Origin of the sequence: Luteolibacter flavescens (assembly GCF_025950085.1) — a bacterium.
GTDB classification, from domain to species: domain Bacteria; phylum Verrucomicrobiota; class Verrucomicrobiia; order Verrucomicrobiales; family Akkermansiaceae; genus Haloferula; species Haloferula flavescens.
Genome location: NZ_JAPDDS010000002.1, coordinates 243,364 through 262,969 on the forward strand (window position 1 = coordinate 243,364; position 19,606 = coordinate 262,969).

Annotated in this window: 30 protein-coding genes and 1 pseudogene; 19 read left to right on the top strand and 12 right to left on the bottom strand. The window is 64.6% G+C overall.

The annotated features are described in order from the left end of the window. Positions 1-33: 33 nt before the first annotated feature. From OKA04_RS04540 to OKA04_RS04590, 11 genes are read right to left on the bottom strand one after another with little or no spacing between them, the layout of a single operon-like run. Positions 34-1,122, bottom strand: a complete 1,089-nt coding sequence (locus OKA04_RS04540; RefSeq protein WP_264499943.1) for an AAA family ATPase — start codon at positions 1,120-1,122, stop codon at positions 34-36. Positions 1,123-1,151: 29 nt separating this feature from the next. After that, complete coding sequence (locus tag OKA04_RS04545; RefSeq protein WP_264499944.1) at positions 1,152-1,337, bottom strand: hypothetical protein; 186 nt, start codon at positions 1,335-1,337, stop codon at positions 1,152-1,154. A gap of 20 nt (positions 1,338-1,357) precedes the next feature. Continuing rightward, positions 1,358-3,496 carry a helix-turn-helix domain-containing protein gene (locus OKA04_RS04550; RefSeq protein ID WP_264499945.1) on the bottom strand — a complete coding sequence of 713 codons (2,139 nt, stop codon included), beginning with the start codon at positions 3,494-3,496 and terminating at the stop codon, positions 1,358-1,360. 33 nt (positions 3,497-3,529) lie between these two features. Next, positions 3,530-3,859: a hypothetical protein gene (locus OKA04_RS04555; protein ID WP_264499946.1), complete on the bottom strand. Its 330-nt coding sequence runs from the start codon at positions 3,857-3,859 to the stop codon at positions 3,530-3,532. Positions 3,860-3,862: 3 nt separating this feature from the next. Further along, positions 3,863-4,132, bottom strand: coding sequence for a hypothetical protein (locus tag OKA04_RS04560; protein ID WP_264499947.1), 270 nt, complete (start codon positions 4,130-4,132; stop codon positions 3,863-3,865). A gap of 37 nt (positions 4,133-4,169) precedes the next feature. Continuing rightward, on the bottom strand, positions 4,170-5,177 hold the full coding sequence (locus OKA04_RS04565) for a hypothetical protein (RefSeq protein ID WP_264499948.1): 1,008 nt from the start codon (positions 5,175-5,177) through the stop codon (positions 4,170-4,172). A 2-nt stretch (positions 5,178-5,179) separates the two neighbouring features. Then, positions 5,180-5,383 (bottom strand): hypothetical protein, encoded by a 204-nt coding sequence (locus tag OKA04_RS04570; RefSeq protein ID WP_264499949.1) that lies wholly within the window; start codon positions 5,381-5,383, stop codon positions 5,180-5,182. A gap of 23 nt (positions 5,384-5,406) precedes the next feature. Beyond that, complete coding sequence (locus OKA04_RS04575) at positions 5,407-5,676, bottom strand: hypothetical protein (protein ID WP_264499950.1); 270 nt, start codon at positions 5,674-5,676, stop codon at positions 5,407-5,409. Next, a complete protein-coding gene (locus tag OKA04_RS04580) occupies positions 5,673-5,969 on the bottom strand; it encodes an RNA polymerase sigma factor sigma-70 region 4 domain-containing protein (protein ID WP_264499951.1) in 297 nt (98 codons plus the stop codon). Before OKA04_RS04580 ends, OKA04_RS04575 begins: the two co-directional genes overlap by 4 nt. A gap of 28 nt (positions 5,970-5,997) precedes the next feature. Continuing rightward, positions 5,998-6,171, bottom strand: a complete 174-nt coding sequence (locus tag OKA04_RS04585; protein ID WP_264499952.1) for a hypothetical protein — start codon at positions 6,169-6,171, stop codon at positions 5,998-6,000. A gap of 45 nt (positions 6,172-6,216) precedes the next feature. Further along, a complete protein-coding gene (locus OKA04_RS04590; RefSeq protein ID WP_264499953.1) occupies positions 6,217-6,435 on the bottom strand; it encodes a hypothetical protein in 219 nt (72 codons plus the stop codon). A 254-nt stretch (positions 6,436-6,689) separates the two neighbouring features. On the opposite strand from OKA04_RS04590, the pseudogene OKA04_RS24715 reads away from it, so the two are divergent. From OKA04_RS24715 to OKA04_RS04610, 5 genes and pseudogenes are all read left to right on the top strand, one after another. Then, a pseudogene (locus OKA04_RS24715) lies at positions 6,690-6,803 on the top strand (helix-turn-helix transcriptional regulator); the annotation flags it as partial. Between the two features lie 138 nt (positions 6,804-6,941). After that, positions 6,942-7,343 carry a LexA family protein gene (locus tag OKA04_RS04595; protein WP_264499954.1) on the top strand — a complete coding sequence of 134 codons (402 nt, stop codon included), beginning with the start codon at positions 6,942-6,944 and terminating at the stop codon, positions 7,341-7,343. Between the two features lie 18 nt (positions 7,344-7,361). After that, a complete protein-coding gene (locus tag OKA04_RS04600) occupies positions 7,362-7,757 on the top strand; it encodes a DUF4177 domain-containing protein (RefSeq protein WP_264499955.1) in 396 nt (131 codons plus the stop codon). 7 nt (positions 7,758-7,764) lie between these two features. After that, the gene (locus tag OKA04_RS04605) at positions 7,765-8,124 is read left to right on the top strand and encodes a hypothetical protein (RefSeq protein WP_264499956.1); all 360 of its coding nucleotides are present in this window, start codon (positions 7,765-7,767) and stop codon (positions 8,122-8,124) included. Beyond that, positions 8,121-8,501: a hypothetical protein gene (locus OKA04_RS04610; protein ID WP_264499957.1), complete on the top strand. Its 381-nt coding sequence runs from the start codon at positions 8,121-8,123 to the stop codon at positions 8,499-8,501. The genes OKA04_RS04605 and OKA04_RS04610 overlap by 4 nt, the downstream gene beginning before the upstream one ends. A 32-nt stretch (positions 8,502-8,533) precedes the next feature. Here the strand turns inward: OKA04_RS04610 and OKA04_RS04615 are convergent, their stop codons facing one another. After that, a complete protein-coding gene (locus OKA04_RS04615) occupies positions 8,534-9,061 on the bottom strand; it encodes a hypothetical protein (RefSeq protein ID WP_264499958.1) in 528 nt (175 codons plus the stop codon). A 137-nt stretch (positions 9,062-9,198) separates the two neighbouring features. Between OKA04_RS04615 and OKA04_RS04620 the strand changes: the two genes are divergently transcribed. The 14 genes from OKA04_RS04620 to OKA04_RS04685 all read left to right on the top strand — a co-directional run bounded on the left by OKA04_RS04620 (position 9,199) and on the right by OKA04_RS04685 (position 19,600). Then, complete coding sequence (locus OKA04_RS04620) at positions 9,199-9,531, top strand: hypothetical protein (RefSeq protein WP_264499959.1); 333 nt, start codon at positions 9,199-9,201, stop codon at positions 9,529-9,531. Positions 9,532-9,684: 153 nt separating this feature from the next. Continuing rightward, positions 9,685-10,203: a hypothetical protein gene (locus tag OKA04_RS04625; protein ID WP_264499960.1), complete on the top strand. Its 519-nt coding sequence runs from the start codon at positions 9,685-9,687 to the stop codon at positions 10,201-10,203. Between the two features lie 106 nt (positions 10,204-10,309). Further along, positions 10,310-10,990, top strand: coding sequence for an N-acetylmuramoyl-L-alanine amidase family protein (locus OKA04_RS04630; protein WP_264499961.1), 681 nt, complete (start codon positions 10,310-10,312; stop codon positions 10,988-10,990). Continuing rightward, the gene (locus OKA04_RS04635; protein ID WP_264499962.1) at positions 10,987-11,226 is read left to right on the top strand and encodes a hypothetical protein; all 240 of its coding nucleotides are present in this window, start codon (positions 10,987-10,989) and stop codon (positions 11,224-11,226) included. Before OKA04_RS04630 ends, OKA04_RS04635 begins: the two co-directional genes overlap by 4 nt. Next, positions 11,219-11,704 carry a hypothetical protein gene (locus OKA04_RS04640; RefSeq protein WP_264499963.1) on the top strand — a complete coding sequence of 162 codons (486 nt, stop codon included), beginning with the start codon at positions 11,219-11,221 and terminating at the stop codon, positions 11,702-11,704. Before OKA04_RS04635 ends, OKA04_RS04640 begins: the two co-directional genes overlap by 8 nt. Before the next feature lie 11 nt (positions 11,705-11,715). Beyond that, positions 11,716-11,946: a hypothetical protein gene (locus tag OKA04_RS04645; RefSeq protein ID WP_264499964.1), complete on the top strand. Its 231-nt coding sequence runs from the start codon at positions 11,716-11,718 to the stop codon at positions 11,944-11,946. A gap of 3 nt (positions 11,947-11,949) precedes the next feature. Beyond that, complete coding sequence (locus tag OKA04_RS04650) at positions 11,950-12,498, top strand: phage protein Gp27 family protein (protein WP_264499965.1); 549 nt, start codon at positions 11,950-11,952, stop codon at positions 12,496-12,498. Further along, positions 12,498-14,024, top strand: coding sequence for a hypothetical protein (locus OKA04_RS04655; RefSeq protein WP_264499966.1), 1,527 nt, complete (start codon positions 12,498-12,500; stop codon positions 14,022-14,024). The genes OKA04_RS04650 and OKA04_RS04655 overlap by 1 nt, the downstream gene beginning before the upstream one ends. Before the next feature lie 127 nt (positions 14,025-14,151). Then, positions 14,152-16,200 carry a phage portal protein family protein gene (locus tag OKA04_RS04660; protein WP_264499967.1) on the top strand — a complete coding sequence of 683 codons (2,049 nt, stop codon included), beginning with the start codon at positions 14,152-14,154 and terminating at the stop codon, positions 16,198-16,200. Further along, positions 16,197-17,210, top strand: a complete 1,014-nt coding sequence (locus OKA04_RS04665) for a phage protease (protein ID WP_264499968.1) — start codon at positions 16,197-16,199, stop codon at positions 17,208-17,210. Before OKA04_RS04660 ends, OKA04_RS04665 begins: the two co-directional genes overlap by 4 nt. Before the next feature lie 40 nt (positions 17,211-17,250). Beyond that, positions 17,251-17,697 (top strand): hypothetical protein, encoded by a 447-nt coding sequence (locus OKA04_RS04670; RefSeq protein ID WP_264499969.1) that lies wholly within the window; start codon positions 17,251-17,253, stop codon positions 17,695-17,697. A gap of 55 nt (positions 17,698-17,752) precedes the next feature. Beyond that, positions 17,753-18,679 (top strand): hypothetical protein, encoded by a 927-nt coding sequence (locus OKA04_RS04675; RefSeq protein WP_264499970.1) that lies wholly within the window; start codon positions 17,753-17,755, stop codon positions 18,677-18,679. 115 nt (positions 18,680-18,794) lie between these two features. Further along, positions 18,795-19,262: a hypothetical protein gene (locus OKA04_RS04680; protein WP_264499971.1), complete on the top strand. Its 468-nt coding sequence runs from the start codon at positions 18,795-18,797 to the stop codon at positions 19,260-19,262. Between the two features lie 2 nt (positions 19,263-19,264). After that, positions 19,265-19,600 (top strand): hypothetical protein, encoded by a 336-nt coding sequence (locus tag OKA04_RS04685; RefSeq protein ID WP_264499972.1) that lies wholly within the window; start codon positions 19,265-19,267, stop codon positions 19,598-19,600. Positions 19,601-19,606: the final 6 nt, after the last annotated feature.

The following is a 19,606-nucleotide window of genomic DNA, read 5'->3' on the forward strand; positions in this document are numbered from 1 at the left end:
AGGCGTCCGGCTGGAAGCCGGAGCCACGGTGGGTCAGTCGCCGTTTTCGAGGCGGACGAGGGCGGCGTGGGATTGGATGACGTGATCCCAGGCGAGAGGGGCGGAATGCCTGCTGGCGACCTTCGACGCGCCTTCAAGGATCGAGATCCAGCGGCCCAATGAATCCTCGCGGAGGACAAGCGTCTGGAGGTCGAGCGCTTCGCCAGTGGCAGGCTCCAGGCCGAAGTGCTTGGCGAAGGCGGCGAGGCTCTTCTTCGTCGGAGAGTCCGGCAGGCGGGCCGTGATGAGCGTGCGCTGGAGCGTCTGCTTGAAGATGCCCGAGAAGAAATCGTTCTTCATGGCGGCATCGAAGACCGGCGTGACCCCGTAGATGATGGCGAGGCCGGTCTCGTCGTGCAGCTCGCGGAGCCACTCGACGGTGTGATACACGGACGGGGCGACGCCATTGCGCTCCTTGCGGGTGGGCCGCGGCAGGCACTGGTGGAACTCATCGACGATGAGGAGCTGGCGCTCGTCGAAGACCGCCATGATCTTGTTGGCAATGGACTGGTCGTTGTGGTTCAGGCCCACGCCGACCCTCGGTGCCAGGGCGCGGAGGAATGCTCCCTTCGATCCGCCCGCAGGCATGCGGACGTAGGTGGTCGCGCCGTGGTTGTTGCGGACGGTGTATTCGACGAAGGCGGTAGTCTTGCCGACGTGGGTATTCCCGATGACGAGGCCCATCTTCCCGAAGTTCCGGGTGGAGTCGCAGACCTGGAAGATGCGGCGCGTGATGTCGGTCTCGACGAAACCGATGCGTGTGATCTTGGAGCGCTCGGTCTCGATCTTCCGCAGGTCGAAAATGGCGGCCAGCATGTTATCAAGCTGGTCGGAGGTGCGGCGGCCCGTGAGGAACTGATAGACCGAGTCCCTGCTGTAGGTGCCCTTGCCGTCCGGCTTCTTCAAGCGCTTGCCCAGTTCTTCCAGGTCGAGGTCCTGGGTGCGGGCGTAGTCATCGAGCCAGAAGACGAGCGCGCTCTGCTCCTCGCCCAGGGACTTCGTCCACTGCGCGATGTCGGTGCGGTCGATCTTGTATTTGCGGTGCTTGTGGCCGCGGCGGGGTGAGGTGTCGTCGGTGTCCATGGTGATGGGAAAATTGCCGGGTGCCGGATTCAGCGAGTGCGGTAGATGACGAGGGCGCGGCGGCCCGAGACGGAGAGGTGGCCGATCTCCGAGCCGGGCTCGCGGGTGTAGTCGGCGGCGAGCTGCGCGCGGTCGAAGGACGGGCCGTGCTTGCGGGTGAGGCGCACGTGGAGCCATCCGGCGGAGGCGGGGAACTTGTCTCTGAGGGTGTCCATGGTTGTGGTGGGCTTGAGGATCAGGCGAAGGGGTTGAAGTCGTCGGCGGGCTTCGGCTCGGCGGCGGGTGCCGGGGGCTCTCCGGTGCGGGAGGAACTGGCCCAGGCATCGAGCGCGCCGGAGGTGTCCACGCTGGATGCGGTCTGCTGGACGCGGTTGCGGCGCTTCGTGTCGCTGGCTTTCTCGGCTGGCGTCTGACGGACGATCCCGGCGGCGGCATCGCGCAGGCCTTCGTTGTGCGCCTTCACCTCGCGGCGGCGCTCGGCCACGCCCTGGAAGGCGGCGCGCACCGGGGCATCGGCGTCGGCGGTCTGGAGGGCGCGGGCCGCAAGCAGGTCCTGCGCGAGGTCGGCATTGCTCGCGACATCGTCGGGGATGCGGGCGGCGATCCCGATGGGCGCGCCGTGCTGGTCGAGCACGATGAGACTGTCCGGCGCGAAGGGATTGAGGTGGCAGAGCACCTGGTCGCCCGGCGAGAGGCTGATGCGGTGGCCGCGTTCATTCCGGCAGGCGGTGAAGTAGGTGAGGGCCTTCGTGCCCTTGATGAGCGGATCGCGGACAACAAGCGTGCGCTCGCGGGTCACCTTCAGCTCATGCGCCCACTCCAGCGGGAGGAGGTTGTGGAAGTCGTGGATGTCGAGCGTCCTGATCGCGGGGTCCATCTCGGACTGCCGCACCGCCTCTGCACGGCTCATGCGGCGGGTGCGCACGAGGCCGGGATTCTCCGCGCGCTGGAGATCGAAGGTGGCGGCGACGTGCGGGGCGGACTCGGCGAGGCGGGCCAGCTCGGCGCGGGGACGCCAGAGGCCGGTGGGGTCCTGCTCCCAGCGCCACTCGCGCATGACGAAGCCGAGCGCTTCCCAATCCTTCAGCGCGTGATCCGGGTCGGCATTGATACCCGCGTAGATCATGCGGTAGGCGCTGTAGTATTCCGCGAACGAGAAGAGGTTGCTCTGGACGGCCTCGGCGATGTGGGTCGGGAACTTGGAGGCGAGCTTGAGCCACTTCGTCTCCTCGCGCTCCAGGCCGTAGTTTTCGGCGGGCATGAGGTCGGCATTGCGACCGGTGGCACCGGGGATGAGCAGTCCGTGGGTGCGGACCGCGCGGAACATCGATTCGATGGGGGCCTTGAAGCGGAAGTTACCCGCGCTCTTTGGCACGAACATCATCTCGCTCCACGTCGCCTGGTTGAACTTGCCGGAGCGGTCGATGGTGACCTTCCCGCCGGTGAAGGCGGAGAGCGCGGACTCGAAAGAGGCGTGCCCCGCGTGAGTCTTGAGGCGGCCGGATTCGCTGCTCCACGAGTTCGCGGTGCCGTGCTCGAAAACGAGGCGCGTGCCCTTCGCGTCGCCGCGGTAGCCGACCGACGACAGCAGGCCGAGGACGAACCAGACGAACTCGCGCTGGGTCAGGCTGCGGTGGCTCTCGGAATTCTCGTCCCACCAGCGCAGGCGCATGTGGAAGTCGAGGAATGCGCCGGTGAGGTAATCCAGGGCATTGAAGCCGACCGGGCGCATGGGCTTCTCCCAGCCGGGCTGCTGGATCATGTGGTCATAGACCTGGTCGTCGAAGAAGATCCGCTCCAGGTAGGAGACGCCGATGCGGCTGTCCGGGATGGAGGGCAGGAGATCGCTGGCGGCCTTCCGTCCCTGATGCGCGAGCGCGCGCTGATAGGCGTCCGGTCCGTAGCGGCGGATCGTCTCCTGCGAGAGTCCGACCGGGTAGCCCTTCGCCCCCATGGCAGGCGGCTCGACAAGACCAGGGATGGCATACTTCGGATTGCCGGTTTTGCCCCACAGCCGGGCGCGGTCGCGGATGAGCTTGTAGATCTCGACGCCGCTGTCCTCGCGCTGGAGGCGGAGGTATTCCTCGGTGATCCACCGCTGCGTGATCTCCGGCAGGCCGCGCTCCTTGCCCCGCTTGCGTCGGCCATCGACGAGGGCTTCCGCGCCGTGGGCGTTGAAGTCCCCCACCCATTTGTTGACCGCCTGCGTCGATACGCGGAGATCGCGGGCGGCGGCCTTCACCACATCGCCCTTCGTGCCATAGCGCGCGGCGTTCACGGCCTGCACGGCTTCCAGCTTCTGGAAGAGGCCGGTCTTCTGCTCCGGCGTGAGGGTGCGGAGCAGCGACAAGGGAGCTAGGGAGAGGGCGGACATGGTAAATGCGGAGAGGTGCCGGGTGAGCGGTGATCAGTGTTCTGCCGGGGTCGCTGGAAAGACGGCGATGTCGAGTTGGTGGATGAGGTAGGCAAAGACCTCGCGGGCGCTGTGGTTCATGGCGGCCATGTCGGCGACGACCTCGGGAGGGAAGGACTCGCGGGCGCGGTCACTCACGCGGGTGAGCTCCACCACGCGCTGGCAGTGCATGAGCGCGAGATAAGCGTGGGTGACCGGCGTGTCCGCTTTGCAGCTCTGCGCGTCCGAAATTGCTTGGGCCTTGGCGGCGGCACAAATCATCGGTGCCTGATCCATGAGATCGCGCAGGCGATGGCCCGGGAGAATGGGCGGGATAGGGTCCATGGATCAGAGGTGGAGCTGGCGGTTGAGCGAGAAGAAGGTGGCGGAGAAGCCGGTGTCGGTGCGGAGGAGTTCCTTGGCTCGCTCCAGGCACATGCGGTAGTCGACGAGCGAGAGGCCCAGCTCGCGGGCGAAGAAATCCTTGTCCCCTTCCAGTTTGGCATGGGCGAGGAGGGCGGAGAGTTCGTCGGGATGCTGCTTGTCGGCGACGGCCTCGCGGATGCGTTGCACGAGGCTGGCATTGCGGCGGACGGGTTGCGGGGTGGAGGTGTTCATGGTTGTGGTTGTGGTTTGCTACGGGGGATCTAGTAGGTCAGGCGGCGGAGGTGCCCTTGGCGGGCTTGGCGTGGGCAGCGAGGGCGGCTTCCACCTCGGTGAGGAGGGCGGCGGCCTCATCACGCAGAAAGGTGAGCGACAGCTTGCCGGGCTCGTCCGCGATGGGCGGGAGCAGGTGCAGGAGCTTCACGCCCTGCTCGCTGCGGGCCTTGAGGATGGCGCTGGCCGGGCCGTCCCAATGGTGGAAGGCGAGTTCAAGCTGGTCCTCTTGCTGCTGGTCGCCGCCCTTGGCCGCCGGTGTCTTGGCGGGCATAACGGGCTTCGGCGTGATGCCAAACTCGGTCATGAGGCTGCCCTGCGTCTCGCCTGTGCAGAGGCTGGCAATGACATCGCGGACGTGCTCGCGCTGCTCGGGTGGCAAGGCGAGCGGGTTGCCCTGGGCGAAGATGGTGAGGGCGTTCTTCTCCTCGGGCTTCTTAGCCACACGCTTGAGCTTTGCCTTCGCGGAGTCGAAGAGTTCGATGAGGCGGTCCGCGGTGCGGCGCGTGTAGCCGGTGTAGTGGTGGACGAGATCGTCCCAGGTGCGAGGATCGGACAATTTGTCCGATCCGGCCTGATTGTTCCCCCGCTTCACGCCGTGGTCCTTCTTGAGCTGGGCGAGTTGCCAGCCGAGGAAGGCTTGGATCTCCAGGTAGGTGCGACCGGTTTCGCGGAGGCGACCGGCGGTTTCGCGCACGGCGAGCCAGCGCGGATCTTCGATCTCCGGGACCGGGCTGTCGGTGGTGACCTCGACCGGGGCGAGCGCGGCAGTCGGCAGCTTGGCGATGGCCGACTTGATCGCGTTGATCAGCGACTTGCGGTGGCTGCCGCGGATCTCATGGGCAAGGCAGCCTTCGAGGATCTGGCGCTTCGTTGTTTCGTCGATCTTTGGCTCACGCTCTTCCGGGCGCTCAAGCAGTGAACGGATGGAGGCCTTGCCGTCGTCAATGGACGTGCAGCAGATCCAACGGAGGTAATCATCAAGGGTGGGATTCTCTACGGACATGGTCAGCGGGAGATGGGTTTGGAGAGCGGGGTGTCGTTGCGCTGGTCCTCAATGGCGCGGGCGCGCTGGAGGAATTCGATTTGCCGCCATGCGCCCTTCTCGGCGGCGCGTAGCTGGGCCGGGACGAAGAGACCGCGGGCGACGTAGCCGAGGACGGCTCCGGCGATGACGCCGAGACCGGCAATGAGCGGGGTGATTTCGGGCATGGCGGGAAAGAGGTGATCGGTGATCAGTGGGCGGCTGCGATCTTGGCGGCGCGGATCGCTTGCTTGGCGGCGCGCTGCTCGGGCGTTGCGTTGCCGGGAAGAAGGTCCGCGGCGGCGAGGACGCGATGGGCTTGCTGTTCGCGGAACTCGGTGACGATGGCGGCCACGGTCTTGCCGGGCTGGTTCTCGACGAGGCCACAGATCCAGCCGACGAAGCGGTTGGTCGCTGCCTGGTCGAGGGTGGTGAGGTAGCCGGAGAGTTCTTCCCGGGCTGCGAGGGAGAGCCTTTTCATGGTTGTGATTCGGGATCGTGATCGGGAGTGAGTGCGGCCTTGGCGCGGGCGAGAAAGCGGGCTTCCAGGCGGCGGACGCGCTTGCGGCTGATGCCGTAGATGGCGGCGATGGTTTCCTGGCTGATCTGGCTGCCGGGGGGTGGCAGGAGGCCGGTCATCTGGAGGGCGGCGAGGCGGATGGGGCCGGGGGCTAACAGGGCCAGCTCGATGATGGCGTCCGCGAGGAGCTCGGCCTCGGCGTCGGCCAGGGCGTCATCGTCGGCGGTCGGGGAGGTGGCTGTTAGGTCGGGCATGAGGGAAGGAGTGCCGGGTGGGCGGTGATCAGCGGTGGAAGTCGCCGCGGTCCTGAGCGTCCTGGTGACGGCGGAGATGAGGGGGCAGGGCGTCGCGCTTGATGCGGACCGGGACGTGCTTGGGCTTCTCGTCGGCGCGGACCGCGAGGGCCGTGGCGATGGCGCAGATGACGAGGCCGAGGAGGTAGAGGGTGGTGAACATGGTTGTGTCGGTTGGTGGTTGTCGGTTCAGGCCGGTGGGTGCCGGTCAGTGATTCAGTTGCGAGAGGAGGTCGGCTTCCGCTTCGGAGGCGGCGGAGAAGTGCTTGGCGGCGGCAGCAGCGGCCACGGACAGATCCGGGCAGTCGTCGTGCAGTGCGGTGGCAACGAGGGTGCAGACATCAGCGTGCTCCTTGGGTGGAGAGTCGGACGCGGCGTTCAGCGCGAGCCGGGCGAGCCGGGAGAGGGCCATCTGTTTTGGGGTCATGGTTCAGGGCTTCGGCTATTGCTTGCGTGACGTGGGGGTAGCGATTGGAGCCGTTGATCGCGGCTGACGTGGTGGTCCGGGGGTAGTGGATGCGAGAGGCCAACTCAGTGATGGTCCAACCGAGGTCGATGAGGCGCTTCTTTGCCCAAGCGGGAAACTGCTTGTGGGTCTTAGCCATTTTGTTAGCGTCAACCGCGTTGACGGAGGGCAACTTAGTGGACGTCCGACAACACGACAACAACAAAGTGGATATAATGCCGACAATTTCACCCGAGCGCATTTCGCTCTACAGGAAACAAAATGGCCTAACCCAAGAGGAGCTTGGGAACCGCCTTGGCATTACGGCCAAATATGTGGGCATGATCGAACGCGGGGAGAAACAAGTGGAGGAAACCAGTTCGCTTGGCTTGCTCTTTCAGATCCTCGGGGGGGCACAAATGCCGTCTGACGGTGGTGGCGAGACCATTTCCTCCTTCGCTGCGCCTGAAGACCACAGGGAGCGTCGCATGAAGAATCGCCTGATTCCCGTCGTGGGCTGGGCTCACGCTGGAACTGCGGTCAGCTACGAGCAACTGCCCGACTCATGGGTCGCAAAGGTGCCGACCGAATGCCGCGATCCGAAAGCCTTCGGTGTCCGCCTGGAAGGAGACTCGATGGAGAGCGCGGGAAGGATCGGCTTCACGGAAGGTGACCTGCTGGTGGCAATGCCCGGCGAGGAAGCCTACAGCGGATGCTTCGTCATCGCGCGCTTCGCCAATGACGGCGTGACCTTCCGTCGATTTGAAAGCACGGGCGACGTGATCCGCCTCGTCCCGCTGAATGAGCGCTATCCCGTAACGCAGCACACCCGTGAGGAATTTTCGTGGATCTATCCAGTGTGGGGCAGGTGGTCCCAGCTATGGAAGTAATCCTAACAGAGTGCCACCATGAAGGAATACAAGGTCATCTCCCAAAACGACAAGTGGTTCAGCGGTCGCTTCGATCCCGCGAAGCTCCAGAAGCTGCTTAACGAGCAAGCCCGCCAAGGATGGGTCGTGAAATCCATGTGCTCGGCTTCTCGTGAAGGCGTGTTGCTGGGCGGTAACAAGGACGAAATGATTATCCTGCTTGAGCGCGACCTGCCAACGGAAGCCACTGCCACTGCTGCCACCAAAAAGGCCAGTCAAGGCCCCTCCTCTCCATATCCAAGCCAACCAGAGCACGGCGACGCGGCGAGACGGCGGGCGGAACTCGACAAGATCCTTGCTCTAATTGAGGAGTCCGATTGGGACCCGCTGGAGAAGCGTCGCCAGAAGCTGAAAGCAATCGCCGACTATTCCTGACCGGAGGATGAAACAGACAACCAGGATCTATAAGCTCTCAGGGTTGTTCTTTCTTGCCGTGTTTTTTCTGATCTCGCGGGGGAAGAAGAACGACGGTGCCGGTGATTGGTCCGGCGGCTCCGCCGTGCAGGCCCGTCCGCGGACCGGGCACCTGGGGCCTGAAACGGTAGCCAATTTTGAAGAGGGCTCGCTCGGCCTTGAGGTGCTCAAGGAGCGGCGGGCGAAGCTGGTGGCCGAGCCCAATAATGATCCAGCACGCGAGCAATCCATCGCGGATCTGGACGTTGCGATCACGGCCCTGGAAGCCGACCTTGCTCGATGGCATGCAGAGATCGATGCGGCGCTGCCCGGGAAGGATGATCCATGAAACACTGGCGGCGCATCGAAGATCCGAAGGTCGGCGCGCGGGCGTGGCTGCTCAGTGCCAACTTCGGACGCTGGCTGTGGCGCAAGGAAGTGAAGGTCATCGGCCTCTTCCGCGACGGGGTAACTGCCGATGTGGAGGCCGGGACGTGGAGCCGCCAGGTCTTCATCCATCACCTCGACTGCGGGCGGGAGTTCCGCACGGCTGGCGGCGAGTGGATACCGGAGACCGATGACCGGGTGCGGCGCTGGTTGATCAAGGCAATCAAGGACATCGATGCCGGTGGCTCGCGGGTGATAGAGCCGAAGGACGAGCTGAACCGGGAATACATTCGGGATGACCTTTATTGGGTGCTCCGTCGCAACGGGTGGAAGCTGTAGATTTGTCTATTTTAAGAAGCTCGCGGGAATTCTCACGGCTGCTCCTGTCCATTGCATTTGCGGTCCCACCAAGCTGCAAGTCTGGGCATCCATTTCCCGCATAGCGCGTCGCTTCTCAGCAGGATGTCTTTCTCCATTTCCTCGGCCCCGTTGAAAATCTCGCCGATTGTGCAGATCATGTCTTTTGTCACGCAGCCGGATCGCATGGAGGAAATCGCTGTAACAAAGTGGGCGTTTTTCTCGACAATCTCATTCAGGCCGGACCGGAGAGATGGAAAGTGAAGGGCAACGAGAGCTTGCAGCTTAGTGGTCAGATCCCATCCTGAGATTTGATAGAAAAGCTGCGTATTCAGAGACACGTCTTTGACGTCACCCTCCAATAGCAATTGCCGCGCGAGCGAGCGCTCCCTGAACTGGTCCAAGCATTGAAGAACAAGCTCAAGCTTCTCTGTCAGCAACCTTACTCTTTCCCGGTGATGATTGAGAGTATGGGTGGTGATAGCGGCAATGATGCCGCCGAGAACTCCGCTTAGCAGGATTTTGAGAAGCTCCAGACTCATGCGCTCATTGATAGGAGGATGCGTGGCTCCGGCAAGCGTCACAATTCCCAGCAGATTAATGTTGGGTAGATCGGTGGGGGTGAAAATCTGTTAGTGATTCGGGGCCGAAGCTTTTGCTCACGTGGTAGAGTGTGGGCATGGACGCCAAGCCGGAGCAGCTTTCCCTTTCCCTGGTGTGGGAAAGCGAGCTGGTGCGCAGCGGCGACGGATCGGTGACGCTGCGCGCGACGCGGCCACTGTCCGAGGTGTCGGCGAAGCGGGCGGCGAAGATGCTGTGCGTGAGCGAATGGACGATCCAGAAGCTGTGGCGGCTGGGTGAGCTGGAGGGCTACAAGCCCGGAGGCGTGCGCCGTCGCAAGGATGGCCGGGGTTCCAATGCCCGGCTGGTGCTCGACGCAGGAAGCGTGCTGGCCTATAAGGCGCGACAGCAGGCGGAGGCCAAGCGCGAGCAGGCCTGCGGGCTGTGGTGAGCGATCTGCGGGGACGGTGATGTCCCCCATCTCCGCGGGGGCGAGAGGCCCGATTGCGAGCGATATGCTTGCGGTGCTGGCAGTGCGGGCCGGGGTTCGCGGCGGTTGTGCAAGGTGCGTGCGTTGCCCGTGCAGGGCGTTCGCACCACCTCCATGAAAGAGAAACTCGGATCACTCATCCAAGGCCTTGCCATCGCGCTGGGCAGCATCGGCACCTTCCTTGAAGGACAGAACCTGATCGCGCCCGAAGACGTGGCAGCGGTCAACAACGCGGGCGGCTCCATTGCTGCGGCCCTCGGCATCATTCTCGCGGCGATCATCATGCATGTGATCGGCAGCCGCATCAAAAAGTCTGGCGTTGGCAACTCCGGGGGGAACCTGCCCGCCATTGCCCTGACCATGACGGTGGCGCTTTCCATGGTTGGGGCGCTGCCGTCGTGTTCGGTGGTCAGCAGTGCCGTGACCGGCGCGCCGATCCCGGCGACGAGCGTGCAGCGTGCCGATCAGCCGGGCGCACGGCCATTCCTGGTGGCGAGCGCGGACGTGGCCCAGGCAGAGGCCGAGGCGGACGCTGCGGAGCAGGCCGGGACCAAGCCGCCGATCCACGGGCTCTATGATGCGGGGAGGGCGGCCACTGCGGTGCGCGAGGTTTTTACCGAATCGTCCAAATAGCCCTCACCCGCCGCTGAACCCTTTCGGGGAGGGGCCGCCGATGAAGTTCCCGGCCGCCCCATGAGGAGGCAACCCCCTCCCCGATTTCAATCTTCCCTCTGCTCCAATGAAGACTGCTTCCATCATGATCGACGCCGGGCACGGCGGCAAAGATCCCGGCGCTGTCGGCCCGGGCGGGCTGCGCGAGAAAGACGTGGCGTTGAAAGTCGCCCAGTTGCTCGGTGCCATGCTGGCCCTCGCCGGGGTCACGGTTTTCTTCACACGCTCCGATGATCGCTTCCTTGAACTGGCACAGCGGGCAGATCTGGCGAACAAGGCTGAGGTCGATCTCTTCCTGTCGATCCATTGCAACTCGGCCTCCACACCGGCCCGCGGTTTCGAGGTCTTCACCACGCCAGGGCAGACGGCGGCAGATCCCTTCGCCACCGAACTCTTCAAGGCCTACGCGCTGAAGTTCCCGACGCTGCCGAAGCGGATGGACGCGAGTGATGGCGACCCCGACAAGGAAGCATCCTTCGCGGTGCTGCGGCTGAGCAAGATGCCTGCGGCGCTCTTCGAGTTGGACTTCATCAGCGCCCCGGGTGGCGAGGGCTTCCTCGGCGACGACAAGATGCAGGTGGAGATGGCCATGGCGCTTGCCGATGGTGTGCTGGCCCATCTGCGCATGGTGCCGTCCGCGGCTCCTGTCGCGCCTGCCGCTCCCACCACGAGCATCCCGCTTCCCACGGTGAAGAGCGAGCTGCGCCGCCTGGTCACCGAACTCTCCACCCTGGCCGAGCGGGCATGAGCGGCAAGGAGATCCTCACGGGGTTGCGCCACCACGCGGCGCATGCAGCCGAGGCGCTGCAAGCCTGCGCGGAAGCCCTGACGGGGCTCTCGCCCGAAGACTACGGCGATCTTCTCGCCGAGCTGGGCCGCGAGAGCGCGCCCGAAGACCAGATGATCGCGGGGATGTGCCTCGCCGAATCGCAGTCCCGCTACCTCGCCCTCACCCGCCCATCCGACCTCTCCACCCATGCTTGATCTCCTACTCCTCGCCGCGCAGGTAGCGCCTTCCCACGATTCCCACGTTTCCGGCGATTTCACGCTCAAGCTGGTGGGAGGCATCTTCTCCGGCATTGGTGTCCTCTTCGCCGCCGTGTGGGCCGCCTACAGGAAGGGCCAGAGCAGCCCGACGACCGAGACCACCATCAAGGCACCCGTGCCGGTGGTGACGGTGCAGTCGGCGACGGTGTGGGCGCGGCAGGATGAACTCGCCGCCTTGCGGGCCGATGTCGAGGAGCTGAAGGGCGACATGGATCACAAGCTCGACCGCTTGCTGGCCGGGCAGGCCGAGGAGCGGAAGACCGCACGCGACGCCCTGGGGAAAGTCCATGGGCGGGCCGACAAGAACGCCGAGTCCCTCGCCGAGCTGCGGGGCGAGGTGAAGCAGATGAGCACCAACCTGGAGCGCCTGCTGGTGCTCGCCACCCAGCCGAAGGGCCGTGGGACCAACTCCTGATCTCTCCATCCATGGATCTAACCATTCTCACCGAACTTGAAGCCGCGCATCCGCGGCTGCTGAAGCGCACGACGCTTCAGGCGGGCGTGAGCCTTGCCGAGGACAACTTCACGAAGACGGCCTTCGACCGCGCCATGGTGGTGCTGGAGCAGAAGGGAGACATCCGCATCCAGGCGGGCGAGGACGTGCAACGCGTCGCCATCACCGCCGCAGGCCTGAACCGCCTTGCCGAGACCCGATGATCCATGAGCAGCGACAAGAAGCCACGATCCGACAGCAAGCTGGACGCGATGCCGGAGAGCCGCGTGCTGGAGCTGCGGGACATGCTGATGGCCGGGGCGAAGTATCAGGATGCGCTCGGCTGGCTCGCGGTGGAATGCGGCGTGCAGGTCTCGTCATCGGCGCTCACCTCTTTCTATCGGCGACACTGTGCGCCGCTGGTGCGGGACAAGCGCAAGCTGGCGGTGCTGAAGTCGGAAGCGTTGGGCGATGCGATGAGCAAGGACCCGGCGAAGTGGGACGGCGCGATCATCGAGAAGGTGAAACAGCGCGTCTTCGAATTCCTGGACGCGGACAGTGCGAAGCCGGAGGAGCTGATGCTGGTGGTGGACGCCGTGACGAAGGCGAACAAGGACCGGCGCGACGACAAGAAGGCGGCGTTGGAGCGCGAGAAATTCGAGGAGCAGAAGCGCAAAGCAAGGAAGGCCGAAGAGGCCGAGGGAGTGGTGGGCAACGATGCGCTCTCGGCGGACGAGAAGCAGAAGCGCCTGAAACAGATTTTCGGAATGGGCTGATGGCTGATCCCAAGAAAGACGCGATGGAGCAACTGCGCTGCCAGGTGGCCGAGGCCAAGGCAGAGGCGCAGGCTAATCCCTTGTGGGAAATGACCCGTGAGGAGATGGAGCCGCTGGTTGCCTCGCACGAGCTGGGCTCAACCCGGAGCGGGTGGAAGAATCCATACCCAGAAGGCGATCCGCGGTCACTGCTGCTGGAATACCAGTTCGTGCCTTTCCATGACCGGAGCCGGTTCAAGTTTCAGCTCCAGTCGCGTCAGACCGGAAAGGACTTCACCATGCAGGGTGAGATCGTGGAGGACTGTCTTTCCAATGCGGGGTCTCAGTGGATGGTCGCGGCTCCCACCGAACGCCAGGCACTCGACTCGCTGGAGCAAGGCAAGCTGTGGGCCGAGGCCTTCGGTTTGCACATCGAAGACGTGCTCAATGAGTACGAGGGCAACAGTTCGCAGCACCTTCTCAAGAGCAGCGAGATCATCTTTCATAACGACAGCCGGGAACGCGCGGTGCCTGGCAAACCCGACAACGTGCGTGGACGCTCCGCCAGCGTCGCCATCACCGAGTACGACTTCCTGGAGAACCCTCTCGCCACGTGGAGGGCGCTGTTGCCATCCATCGTGAACCCGCTCCGGGGCGGCGAGAAGAAGTGCCGCGTGGTCACCACGCCCAACGGCGTCGGCGGTGCCGGTCACAAGCTCTGGACCAAGGGCGACGGCGAGCACATGCGGTGGAGCCGTCACAAGGTCACGATCTATCAGGCCGTCCTGATGGGCCTTCGCACCAATGCGGCCGCCCTTATCGAGGCGATGGATGATCCCGATGGCGTGGCACAGGAGCTGTTCTGCGAGTTCCTCGACACGGTCAACGTGCTGCTGCCTTACGATCTGATCGCCCTGGCGGAGAGCGCGGAGGCCAGCGAGGCGTGGAGCATCTCCGAAGCGATGCTCGCCCACTCCACGTTCCTCGGCATCGACTTTGGCCGGACCAATGATCCGACCGTCTGTTGGACGCTTCAGCGGGTGGGTGACATCCTCTGGACCCGCGAGGTGCTTGTCCTTGAGAACGTCAGCACGCCGGACCAGTTCCAGATCCTTGATGACCGCATCCGCGCGGCTGATCGTGTCTGCTTCGACTACACCGGCCCGGGAATCGGCCTCGGTGACCTGATGGTCAAGAAGCACAGCCAGTGGAAGCCGGAAGCTCACAAGCTCGGCAAGGTGGAGCTGTGCCAGTTCTCCGCGAAGTTCAAGCGGTCGATCTTCCCGAAGCTACGGCGGGCCTTTGAGGCTCCCACGAAGCTCCGCATCCCGATCAGCACCGTGATCCGCGAAGATCTCCACGAGATGAAGCAGGTCATCTCCAATGGCGAATACAACTATTGGGCGGCGCGCACGAAGGAGGGTCACTCCGACCGATGCACGGCCCTTGCACTCGCCGTGCGGGCTGCCGGTGAGAATGGAGGCTTTAGCTTTCTTCCTCATTCATCCGGCCGTCGCACCCGCAACAAGGAAAGGAGCGTCTGGTGATCGCGCTGAAATCGATTTCTAGGGGGGCTTCCATTTCCGTCGCCCCATCGCATGCAATTTTGCCGATACGGCCTCCTGGGCGTATGCACGGCGCTGCACGGTGCCAGTCCGGGAAGGGAGGTGACCGATGAGCGACCGGACCAAGGCTCCTGCCGCGGATCGCGTGTCCGCCTGGTCGCGGATGGCGGGCATCCTGAACCGTGCCGTCTCCGTGGTGAGCTATCGCCTCCACGTCGCCGCGGCGAACCTGTGGCGCGACTCCTACAACCCGCTCCGCGGCCTCACGATCTCGCGCGCCATCAACCTGCTGGAGGCCGGTGAGCGCGGCGAGTATGCCGACCTGCAATGGACTTACCGGTTCATCGAGATGCAGGACGCCACCCTAGGCGCGTTGCTTGAGCGCCGGACCGCCGCGATCCAGCGGCTCGATTGGAACATCAAGGTCCGCGAGAACGTCCCCGCCGGAAAGGAGGAGATCGCCCGCACACAGGAAGCGGCTCTCCGCGCGGCCTACGAACGGATCACAAACCTGAGTTCCGCGCTGGAAAGCCTGGCGATGGCCAGCTTCCGCGGCTTCACCCATCTGGAGAAGGTGCTCGATGCCGCGGGCAACGTGGTCGAGTTCGCGCCGGTCGATCAATGGTTCTGGGTCCGCCACGGTCTCTATGGCCGCTGGCAGATGAACAAGGAGGCCCGCTTCGGCGTGGCGCTCGGCGAGGATGTCCCGCTTGAGCGCTTCATCATCCGCGAGGTTTCGCGCCCCATCAACCGCGTCGCGCTGATCTGCTTCGTCAGGAAGGGCCTCTCGCAAAAGGATTGGGACGGATTCATCGAGACCTTCGGGATTCCGGCAGTCTTCATCATCGCGCCCGAGAACATCCCGAAGGACAAGACCGAGGAATACCTGGACGCTGCCGACCAGGTGAGCAGCGACGCGCGCGGCGTGCTGCCGGGCGGATCGGACGTGAAGACCGTGGACAACGGCGCGCGCGGGGCGAATCCCTTCAAGGAGCACATCGACTATCAGGACAGCCAGGTCGTGCTTCGTGGCACGGGTGGCAAGCTGACCATGCTGAACGATGCCACCGGTCTCGGCTCCGGGCAGAGTGATGCCCACGAGAAGACCTTTGACGACATCGCCGCCGCCGAGGCGAAGGAAGTCTCCGAGATCCTCCAAAAGCAGTTCGACGCGCAGATCCTTGCGGCTGTCACGCCCGGGGAAGCGGCCTTCGCCTATTTCGAGCTGGCGGCGAATGAAGAGACCGACGCGGGCAAGGTGGTGGCCGACGTGGCGACCCTCGACGGCGCGGGCTACGACGTGGACACCGACTTCATCAAGGAGAAGACGGGCTATCCGGTGACGCGCAAGGTGGTGGCTCCTCCAGCCACCGGCCCGGCCCCATCGACGGCTCCCGCCGATCCGATCCTCAACCGCGGCGAGGGTGACGAGAGGTGGAAGCGCTTCGCCCGCGAGACAGGCACGCTGGGCATCCCGCGGGATGTGATGCCGCAGATCAACCAGGGCAACCGCGCAGCGATGGTCGCCTTCCTCCGCAAGCGTGGCATCGACTACGTCCGCGAAACCGCCAAGCCCTCCGATCTCAAGCCGAGCCAGGCCGAGTATTCGCCCGAGAAGGTAGAGCGTGCCCGGGCGAAGCGCGGAACGCTGCGCGCGCTCCTCGTGTCCGCGGATCATCACGTGATCGACGGGCATCACCAGTATCTCTCCGATCTCCAGGACGCGCCTAACAAGCCAATCGACATCTTCCGCCTCAAGGCTCCCGCGATGCAGGTGATCGGCACGCTGCTTGCCATGCCATCCACCACGACGGCGGACATGCCGATCCGCAACCGGGACGAAGACGAAAGCGATCAGCCCGAGGCCGACGATCTGAAGGCGAAGGCAATCGCCGAGATGATCGGCGTCACGGCCTCCGCGCTGGAGCCCGTGGCGGATCTGGTGGCCGATCTTGCAAAGGACGTGCAGGGCGACCGCACGGGTGATGCGGAATGGCTGGCGGCTTTCGAGGAAGCGGCGCTCCGCCTGCCGGAATTCTTCGACGTGAGCGGGGCCGATGCCTTCGCCGGGATGCTTGAGGCCAGTCTCGGCGGTGCCGTGCTCCGCGGTGCCCGCGACGGCCTGAACGGAACCCCCACTGACGACGACAAGGAATGAATGCGAAGATCCTCAACCGCGGCCAGGACGCGCCGCCCTCGGACGGCTGGTATCAGATCGAAGTCTGCGGCACATGGCCTGCCGGTCACTGGCCGGACGAGCACGCGCGATATCCGGGCCGCCAGCGCCGCCAGGTGATCGACGCGAAGGCCATCGAGTCCATCGTCAACCGCTTCGCCGCCGAGAAGGCATCCGCGGGCGATAACTTCGCGGGCATCCTGGTGGACAATGACCACCTCTCGCACGACCTCGACAAATCCACCGCCGCTTTTGCCTGGGCGAAGGATCTGCGCGTGAAGGACGGCCAGCTTGAGGCACGCCTGGATCTCACCGACCTCGGCGAGCCCGCCATCCGCAACAAGCGCTTCAAGTTCTTCAGCACGGAGTTCGATCCCGAGGATCTGGAAGACCTCGGCAATGGCGACGTGCGCCCTCTCCGACTCTCGGGCCTCGCCTTCACCAACCGGCCTAACAACCGGGGAGGACGGCCCATCACCAACCGCACCGGCGCGCAGCCGGACAACCCGACCGAACCGACCAAACCACCGATGAAAGCCATCGCCGAAAAACTGGGTCTGCCCGCCGACGCCGACGAAGCAGCCATCCTCGCCAAGATCACCGAGATCATGGGCTCCAATGAAACCATGAAGACGAAGGAAGCCGAGACGGAAGCCGACGCCATCATGAACACCCTCGGGAAGAACATCCCGGAGGGAGCCCGCGCCCACTGGCGCGGAGAGCTGATCAAGAACCGCGCCTCCGCCGAGGCCGCGATCAAGCTATCCTTCCCGGCCAACGCGACCCGGGAAGAGCCCGCCCGCATCTTCAACCGCGGCACTGCCACCTCTCCGGCTCCGGTCGAGAAGACGGACGGCGCGCAGGATGATGGCCCGACCGCCGCCGAGAAGAAGCAGGCCGCCGCGATCCGCAACCGCGCTTCCGCCATCCAGGCGACCGAGAAGGTTCCCTTCGCGACCGCCTTCGCCCGCGCCCAAGCCGAACTCGGCTGATACCCCGTCCCGATCCGAATCACATCCCACGATCCAATCCATGAACACCGCACTCGCGATCTTCCCGGAGCAATCCAACACGCAGGAAGGACCATTCCAGGTCCTGGCCGGTGAAAACCTGACCGGCCTCGCTGGCCGCGTCGTCAAGCTCACCCACGACACCGGCAAGCCGGAGGTGCAGCTCCCCAATGACGTGCATGAGGAGGCCGATTACCTCCTGCTCGACGGAGGCCCGGACGGGTCTCATGTCACCGTCATCGCCCTGAGCCGCGACCGCAATGTCCGCGTGCGCCTGGATGGCACCTGCAACCCCGGCGACAAGCTCACGCTCGCGGCCATCAATGGCGCGAACGATGGCAAGGTCCGCACCGTGCCGGCCACCGCCGATACCTACTGGGTTTTCCTCCGCGCGGAGGAAAAGGGCGTGGATGAGCAGCTCGTCCTCTGCCGCCTGCTGCCGAATCCCGGCCCGCAAGTCGTGGCCTGATCCGTCCGGCCCCATCCGAGCCAACTCAACCACCTAGCATCACCAAATCACTTCCATGAAACTCGCTTCCATCGGCAGCAATCCCCTCATCAAGGAATACGCCCAAGGCGCGGCACAGTCCGCGGCGTCTCCTGTCGCCAGCTTCATCGCTCCTCCGGTCCAGGTCGGCACCTCCACGGGCCGCTTCAAGATCTACGACGAAAAGCACCGCTTCCGCATCCCGAACACGCTCCGCGCCCTCGGCGGTGCCGCCACGCAGCTCGGCTTCACTGCGGCGGACGGGACCTACAACTGCGCACCCAACGCGCTCGATTTCCCGGTCGATAATCTGGAGAAGCTGGAGACAGCCGACATCGAGAACATCATGCAGGAAGGTGCCGACATGGTCGCCGCCGCCGCGTCGCTCGCCCACGAAAAGAAAGTCATCGACCTCGCCCTCACAGCCGCGGGCGCGGGCACCGCACTGTCGATTGGAGGCGGGGACGATGTGATCGACCAATTGGACAAGCGCATCCTCCAGGTCGTCAAGGCGGCCCGCTATGGCGCGCTCATGGGTATCGGCATCATCTTCGGCGCGGGTGCCTACCGGGTCGTCAAGAATCACCCCTCGGTCAAAGGCCGCTTCGTTTCGGGCGGCAATAGCAAGTTCGCGGTGCCGAGCCTCGACAACATCGCGGAGATGCTGATCGCGAAGCCCGAGGTGCAGATGAGCCTGATGTGCTTTGACGACGCCCCGGAGGGACTCCCGGAAGACATCGAATTCCTGATGGACGGCGACATCCTGATCTTTGCCCGCATGGCGAATCCCACCCGTCGCGATCCGTCCTTCATGAAGACCTTCCGCCTGCGGGGGCAATGGATGGTTCCGGGCTCCTACCAGAAGGAAGACGGCCGCGGCGAGGTCGCCAAGTTCGACTGGTCTGAAGATGTCCAGGTCACCAACTCGCAAGCGGTGGACCGCGCCACCGTGGCGGTCGCCTGATAGATCATCGCAAGGCCCTGCCTTCGATCCGGGAGGCGGGCGGGTTTTGGGTTTTTCCCGCCCGCCTCTCCATCGAGAGCACGACCGATCCACCACACATCCACCCACCGATTCCATGCCTGAGCCTTGGGTCACCATCACCGAAGACGAAGTCCTCGACAGCATGACGCTCGTGGAGCGCGAGGACTTTGCCCAGGTCTCCACGGCGGCGGGGCGGCCGGACCGGCTTCCCGGCATCATTTCCGATTTAATCGCGGAGGTGCGCGGCTACATCGCCACCTGGAGCCAGAACTCGCTCAGCGCGGATGCGACCAAGATCCCGCAGGGCTTCCGTGCCCGGGCGCTCAGCATCATCCGCTGGCGGACGCTGATCACGATCCCCGGATACGATCCGGGGCCAGCAAGGAAGGATGATTGGGAGAAGGCGGAGGCCTTCATGAAGGACGTGGCCACCGGGAAGATCCGCCCGCAGCCCGCACCCGATGCCGTGCCCACCGAAGTGCCCGGCGAGAAGCCCCATGCCACGCCGAGGATCTATGCTCGCGGTCGTCAATTCACCCGCCGTTCGCAGGACGGCATCTAACGATGACACCCAATCATGCCACCCTCTGGATTCCCTTTGCTGACGGTCGTGTCGCCCGCGTGCGCATCGACATGCACTCGGCGGTGTTGCCCACGCCCTTGGAAGTTGAAGCCCCGGTGATGCCGAGCCGCGCGGATGTGGAAAGTGTGTCCCTCAGTCTTGCCCGCGGTGAGGCGATGGCCTCGCCCCCCTTCGAGGTCGGTCTCCAGCCCGCTCCGCCACGTCGCGTCGAGATCTCTGTCTGCCCACGTTGCCACGGCATGGGGTGGGTGCCCAGCCGGACCGATACCGACACCGATCCCTGCCCGCAATGCTCCCTGCCCCCCCTGGGCCGCTGATCCCTT

What these genes read in the sequence shown, in the direction of transcription:
- OKA04_RS04540 (WP_264499943.1), bottom strand. Translation starts at nt 1,122, where the DNA reads ATGGACACCGACGACACCTCACCCCGCCGCGGCCACAAGCACCGCAAA.
- OKA04_RS04545 (WP_264499944.1), bottom strand. Translation starts at nt 1,337, where the DNA reads ATGGACACCCTCAGAGACAAGTTCCCCGCCTCCGCCGGATGGCTCCAC.
- OKA04_RS04550 (WP_264499945.1), bottom strand. Translation starts at nt 3,496, where the DNA reads ATGTCCGCCCTCTCCCTAGCTCCCTTGTCGCTGCTCCGCACCCTCACG.
- OKA04_RS04555 (WP_264499946.1), bottom strand. Translation starts at nt 3,859, where the DNA reads ATGGACCCTATCCCGCCCATTCTCCCGGGCCATCGCCTGCGCGATCTC.
- OKA04_RS04560 (WP_264499947.1), bottom strand. Translation starts at nt 4,132, where the DNA reads ATGAACACCTCCACCCCGCAACCCGTCCGCCGCAATGCCAGCCTCGTG.
- OKA04_RS04565 (WP_264499948.1), bottom strand. Translation starts at nt 5,177, where the DNA reads ATGTCCGTAGAGAATCCCACCCTTGATGATTACCTCCGTTGGATCTGC.
- OKA04_RS04570 (WP_264499949.1), bottom strand. Translation starts at nt 5,383, where the DNA reads ATGCCCGAAATCACCCCGCTCATTGCCGGTCTCGGCGTCATCGCCGGA.
- OKA04_RS04575 (WP_264499950.1), bottom strand. Translation starts at nt 5,676, where the DNA reads ATGAAAAGGCTCTCCCTCGCAGCCCGGGAAGAACTCTCCGGCTACCTC.
- OKA04_RS04580 (WP_264499951.1), bottom strand. Translation starts at nt 5,969, where the DNA reads ATGCCCGACCTAACAGCCACCTCCCCGACCGCCGACGATGACGCCCTG.
- OKA04_RS04585 (WP_264499952.1), bottom strand. Translation starts at nt 6,171, where the DNA reads ATGTTCACCACCCTCTACCTCCTCGGCCTCGTCATCTGCGCCATCGCC.
- OKA04_RS04590 (WP_264499953.1), bottom strand. Translation starts at nt 6,435, where the DNA reads ATGACCCCAAAACAGATGGCCCTCTCCCGGCTCGCCCGGCTCGCGCTG.
- OKA04_RS04595 (WP_264499954.1), top strand. Translation starts at nt 6,942, where the DNA reads ATGAAGAATCGCCTGATTCCCGTCGTGGGCTGGGCTCACGCTGGAACT.
- OKA04_RS04600 (WP_264499955.1), top strand. Translation starts at nt 7,362, where the DNA reads ATGAAGGAATACAAGGTCATCTCCCAAAACGACAAGTGGTTCAGCGGT.
- OKA04_RS04605 (WP_264499956.1), top strand. Translation starts at nt 7,765, where the DNA reads ATGAAACAGACAACCAGGATCTATAAGCTCTCAGGGTTGTTCTTTCTT.
- OKA04_RS04610 (WP_264499957.1), top strand. Translation starts at nt 8,121, where the DNA reads ATGAAACACTGGCGGCGCATCGAAGATCCGAAGGTCGGCGCGCGGGCG.
- OKA04_RS04615 (WP_264499958.1), bottom strand. Translation starts at nt 9,061, where the DNA reads ATGAGTCTGGAGCTTCTCAAAATCCTGCTAAGCGGAGTTCTCGGCGGC.
- OKA04_RS04620 (WP_264499959.1), top strand. Translation starts at nt 9,199, where the DNA reads ATGGACGCCAAGCCGGAGCAGCTTTCCCTTTCCCTGGTGTGGGAAAGC.
- OKA04_RS04625 (WP_264499960.1), top strand. Translation starts at nt 9,685, where the DNA reads ATGAAAGAGAAACTCGGATCACTCATCCAAGGCCTTGCCATCGCGCTG.
- OKA04_RS04630 (WP_264499961.1), top strand. Translation starts at nt 10,310, where the DNA reads ATGAAGACTGCTTCCATCATGATCGACGCCGGGCACGGCGGCAAAGAT.
- OKA04_RS04635 (WP_264499962.1), top strand. Translation starts at nt 10,987, where the DNA reads ATGAGCGGCAAGGAGATCCTCACGGGGTTGCGCCACCACGCGGCGCAT.
- OKA04_RS04640 (WP_264499963.1), top strand. Translation starts at nt 11,219, where the DNA reads ATGCTTGATCTCCTACTCCTCGCCGCGCAGGTAGCGCCTTCCCACGAT.
- OKA04_RS04645 (WP_264499964.1), top strand. Translation starts at nt 11,716, where the DNA reads ATGGATCTAACCATTCTCACCGAACTTGAAGCCGCGCATCCGCGGCTG.
- OKA04_RS04650 (WP_264499965.1), top strand. Translation starts at nt 11,950, where the DNA reads ATGAGCAGCGACAAGAAGCCACGATCCGACAGCAAGCTGGACGCGATG.
- OKA04_RS04655 (WP_264499966.1), top strand. Translation starts at nt 12,498, where the DNA reads ATGGCTGATCCCAAGAAAGACGCGATGGAGCAACTGCGCTGCCAGGTG.
- OKA04_RS04660 (WP_264499967.1), top strand. Translation starts at nt 14,152, where the DNA reads ATGAGCGACCGGACCAAGGCTCCTGCCGCGGATCGCGTGTCCGCCTGG.
- OKA04_RS04665 (WP_264499968.1), top strand. Translation starts at nt 16,197, where the DNA reads ATGAATGCGAAGATCCTCAACCGCGGCCAGGACGCGCCGCCCTCGGAC.
- OKA04_RS04670 (WP_264499969.1), top strand. Translation starts at nt 17,251, where the DNA reads ATGAACACCGCACTCGCGATCTTCCCGGAGCAATCCAACACGCAGGAA.
- OKA04_RS04675 (WP_264499970.1), top strand. Translation starts at nt 17,753, where the DNA reads ATGAAACTCGCTTCCATCGGCAGCAATCCCCTCATCAAGGAATACGCC.
- OKA04_RS04680 (WP_264499971.1), top strand. Translation starts at nt 18,795, where the DNA reads ATGCCTGAGCCTTGGGTCACCATCACCGAAGACGAAGTCCTCGACAGC.
- OKA04_RS04685 (WP_264499972.1), top strand. Translation starts at nt 19,265, where the DNA reads ATGACACCCAATCATGCCACCCTCTGGATTCCCTTTGCTGACGGTCGT.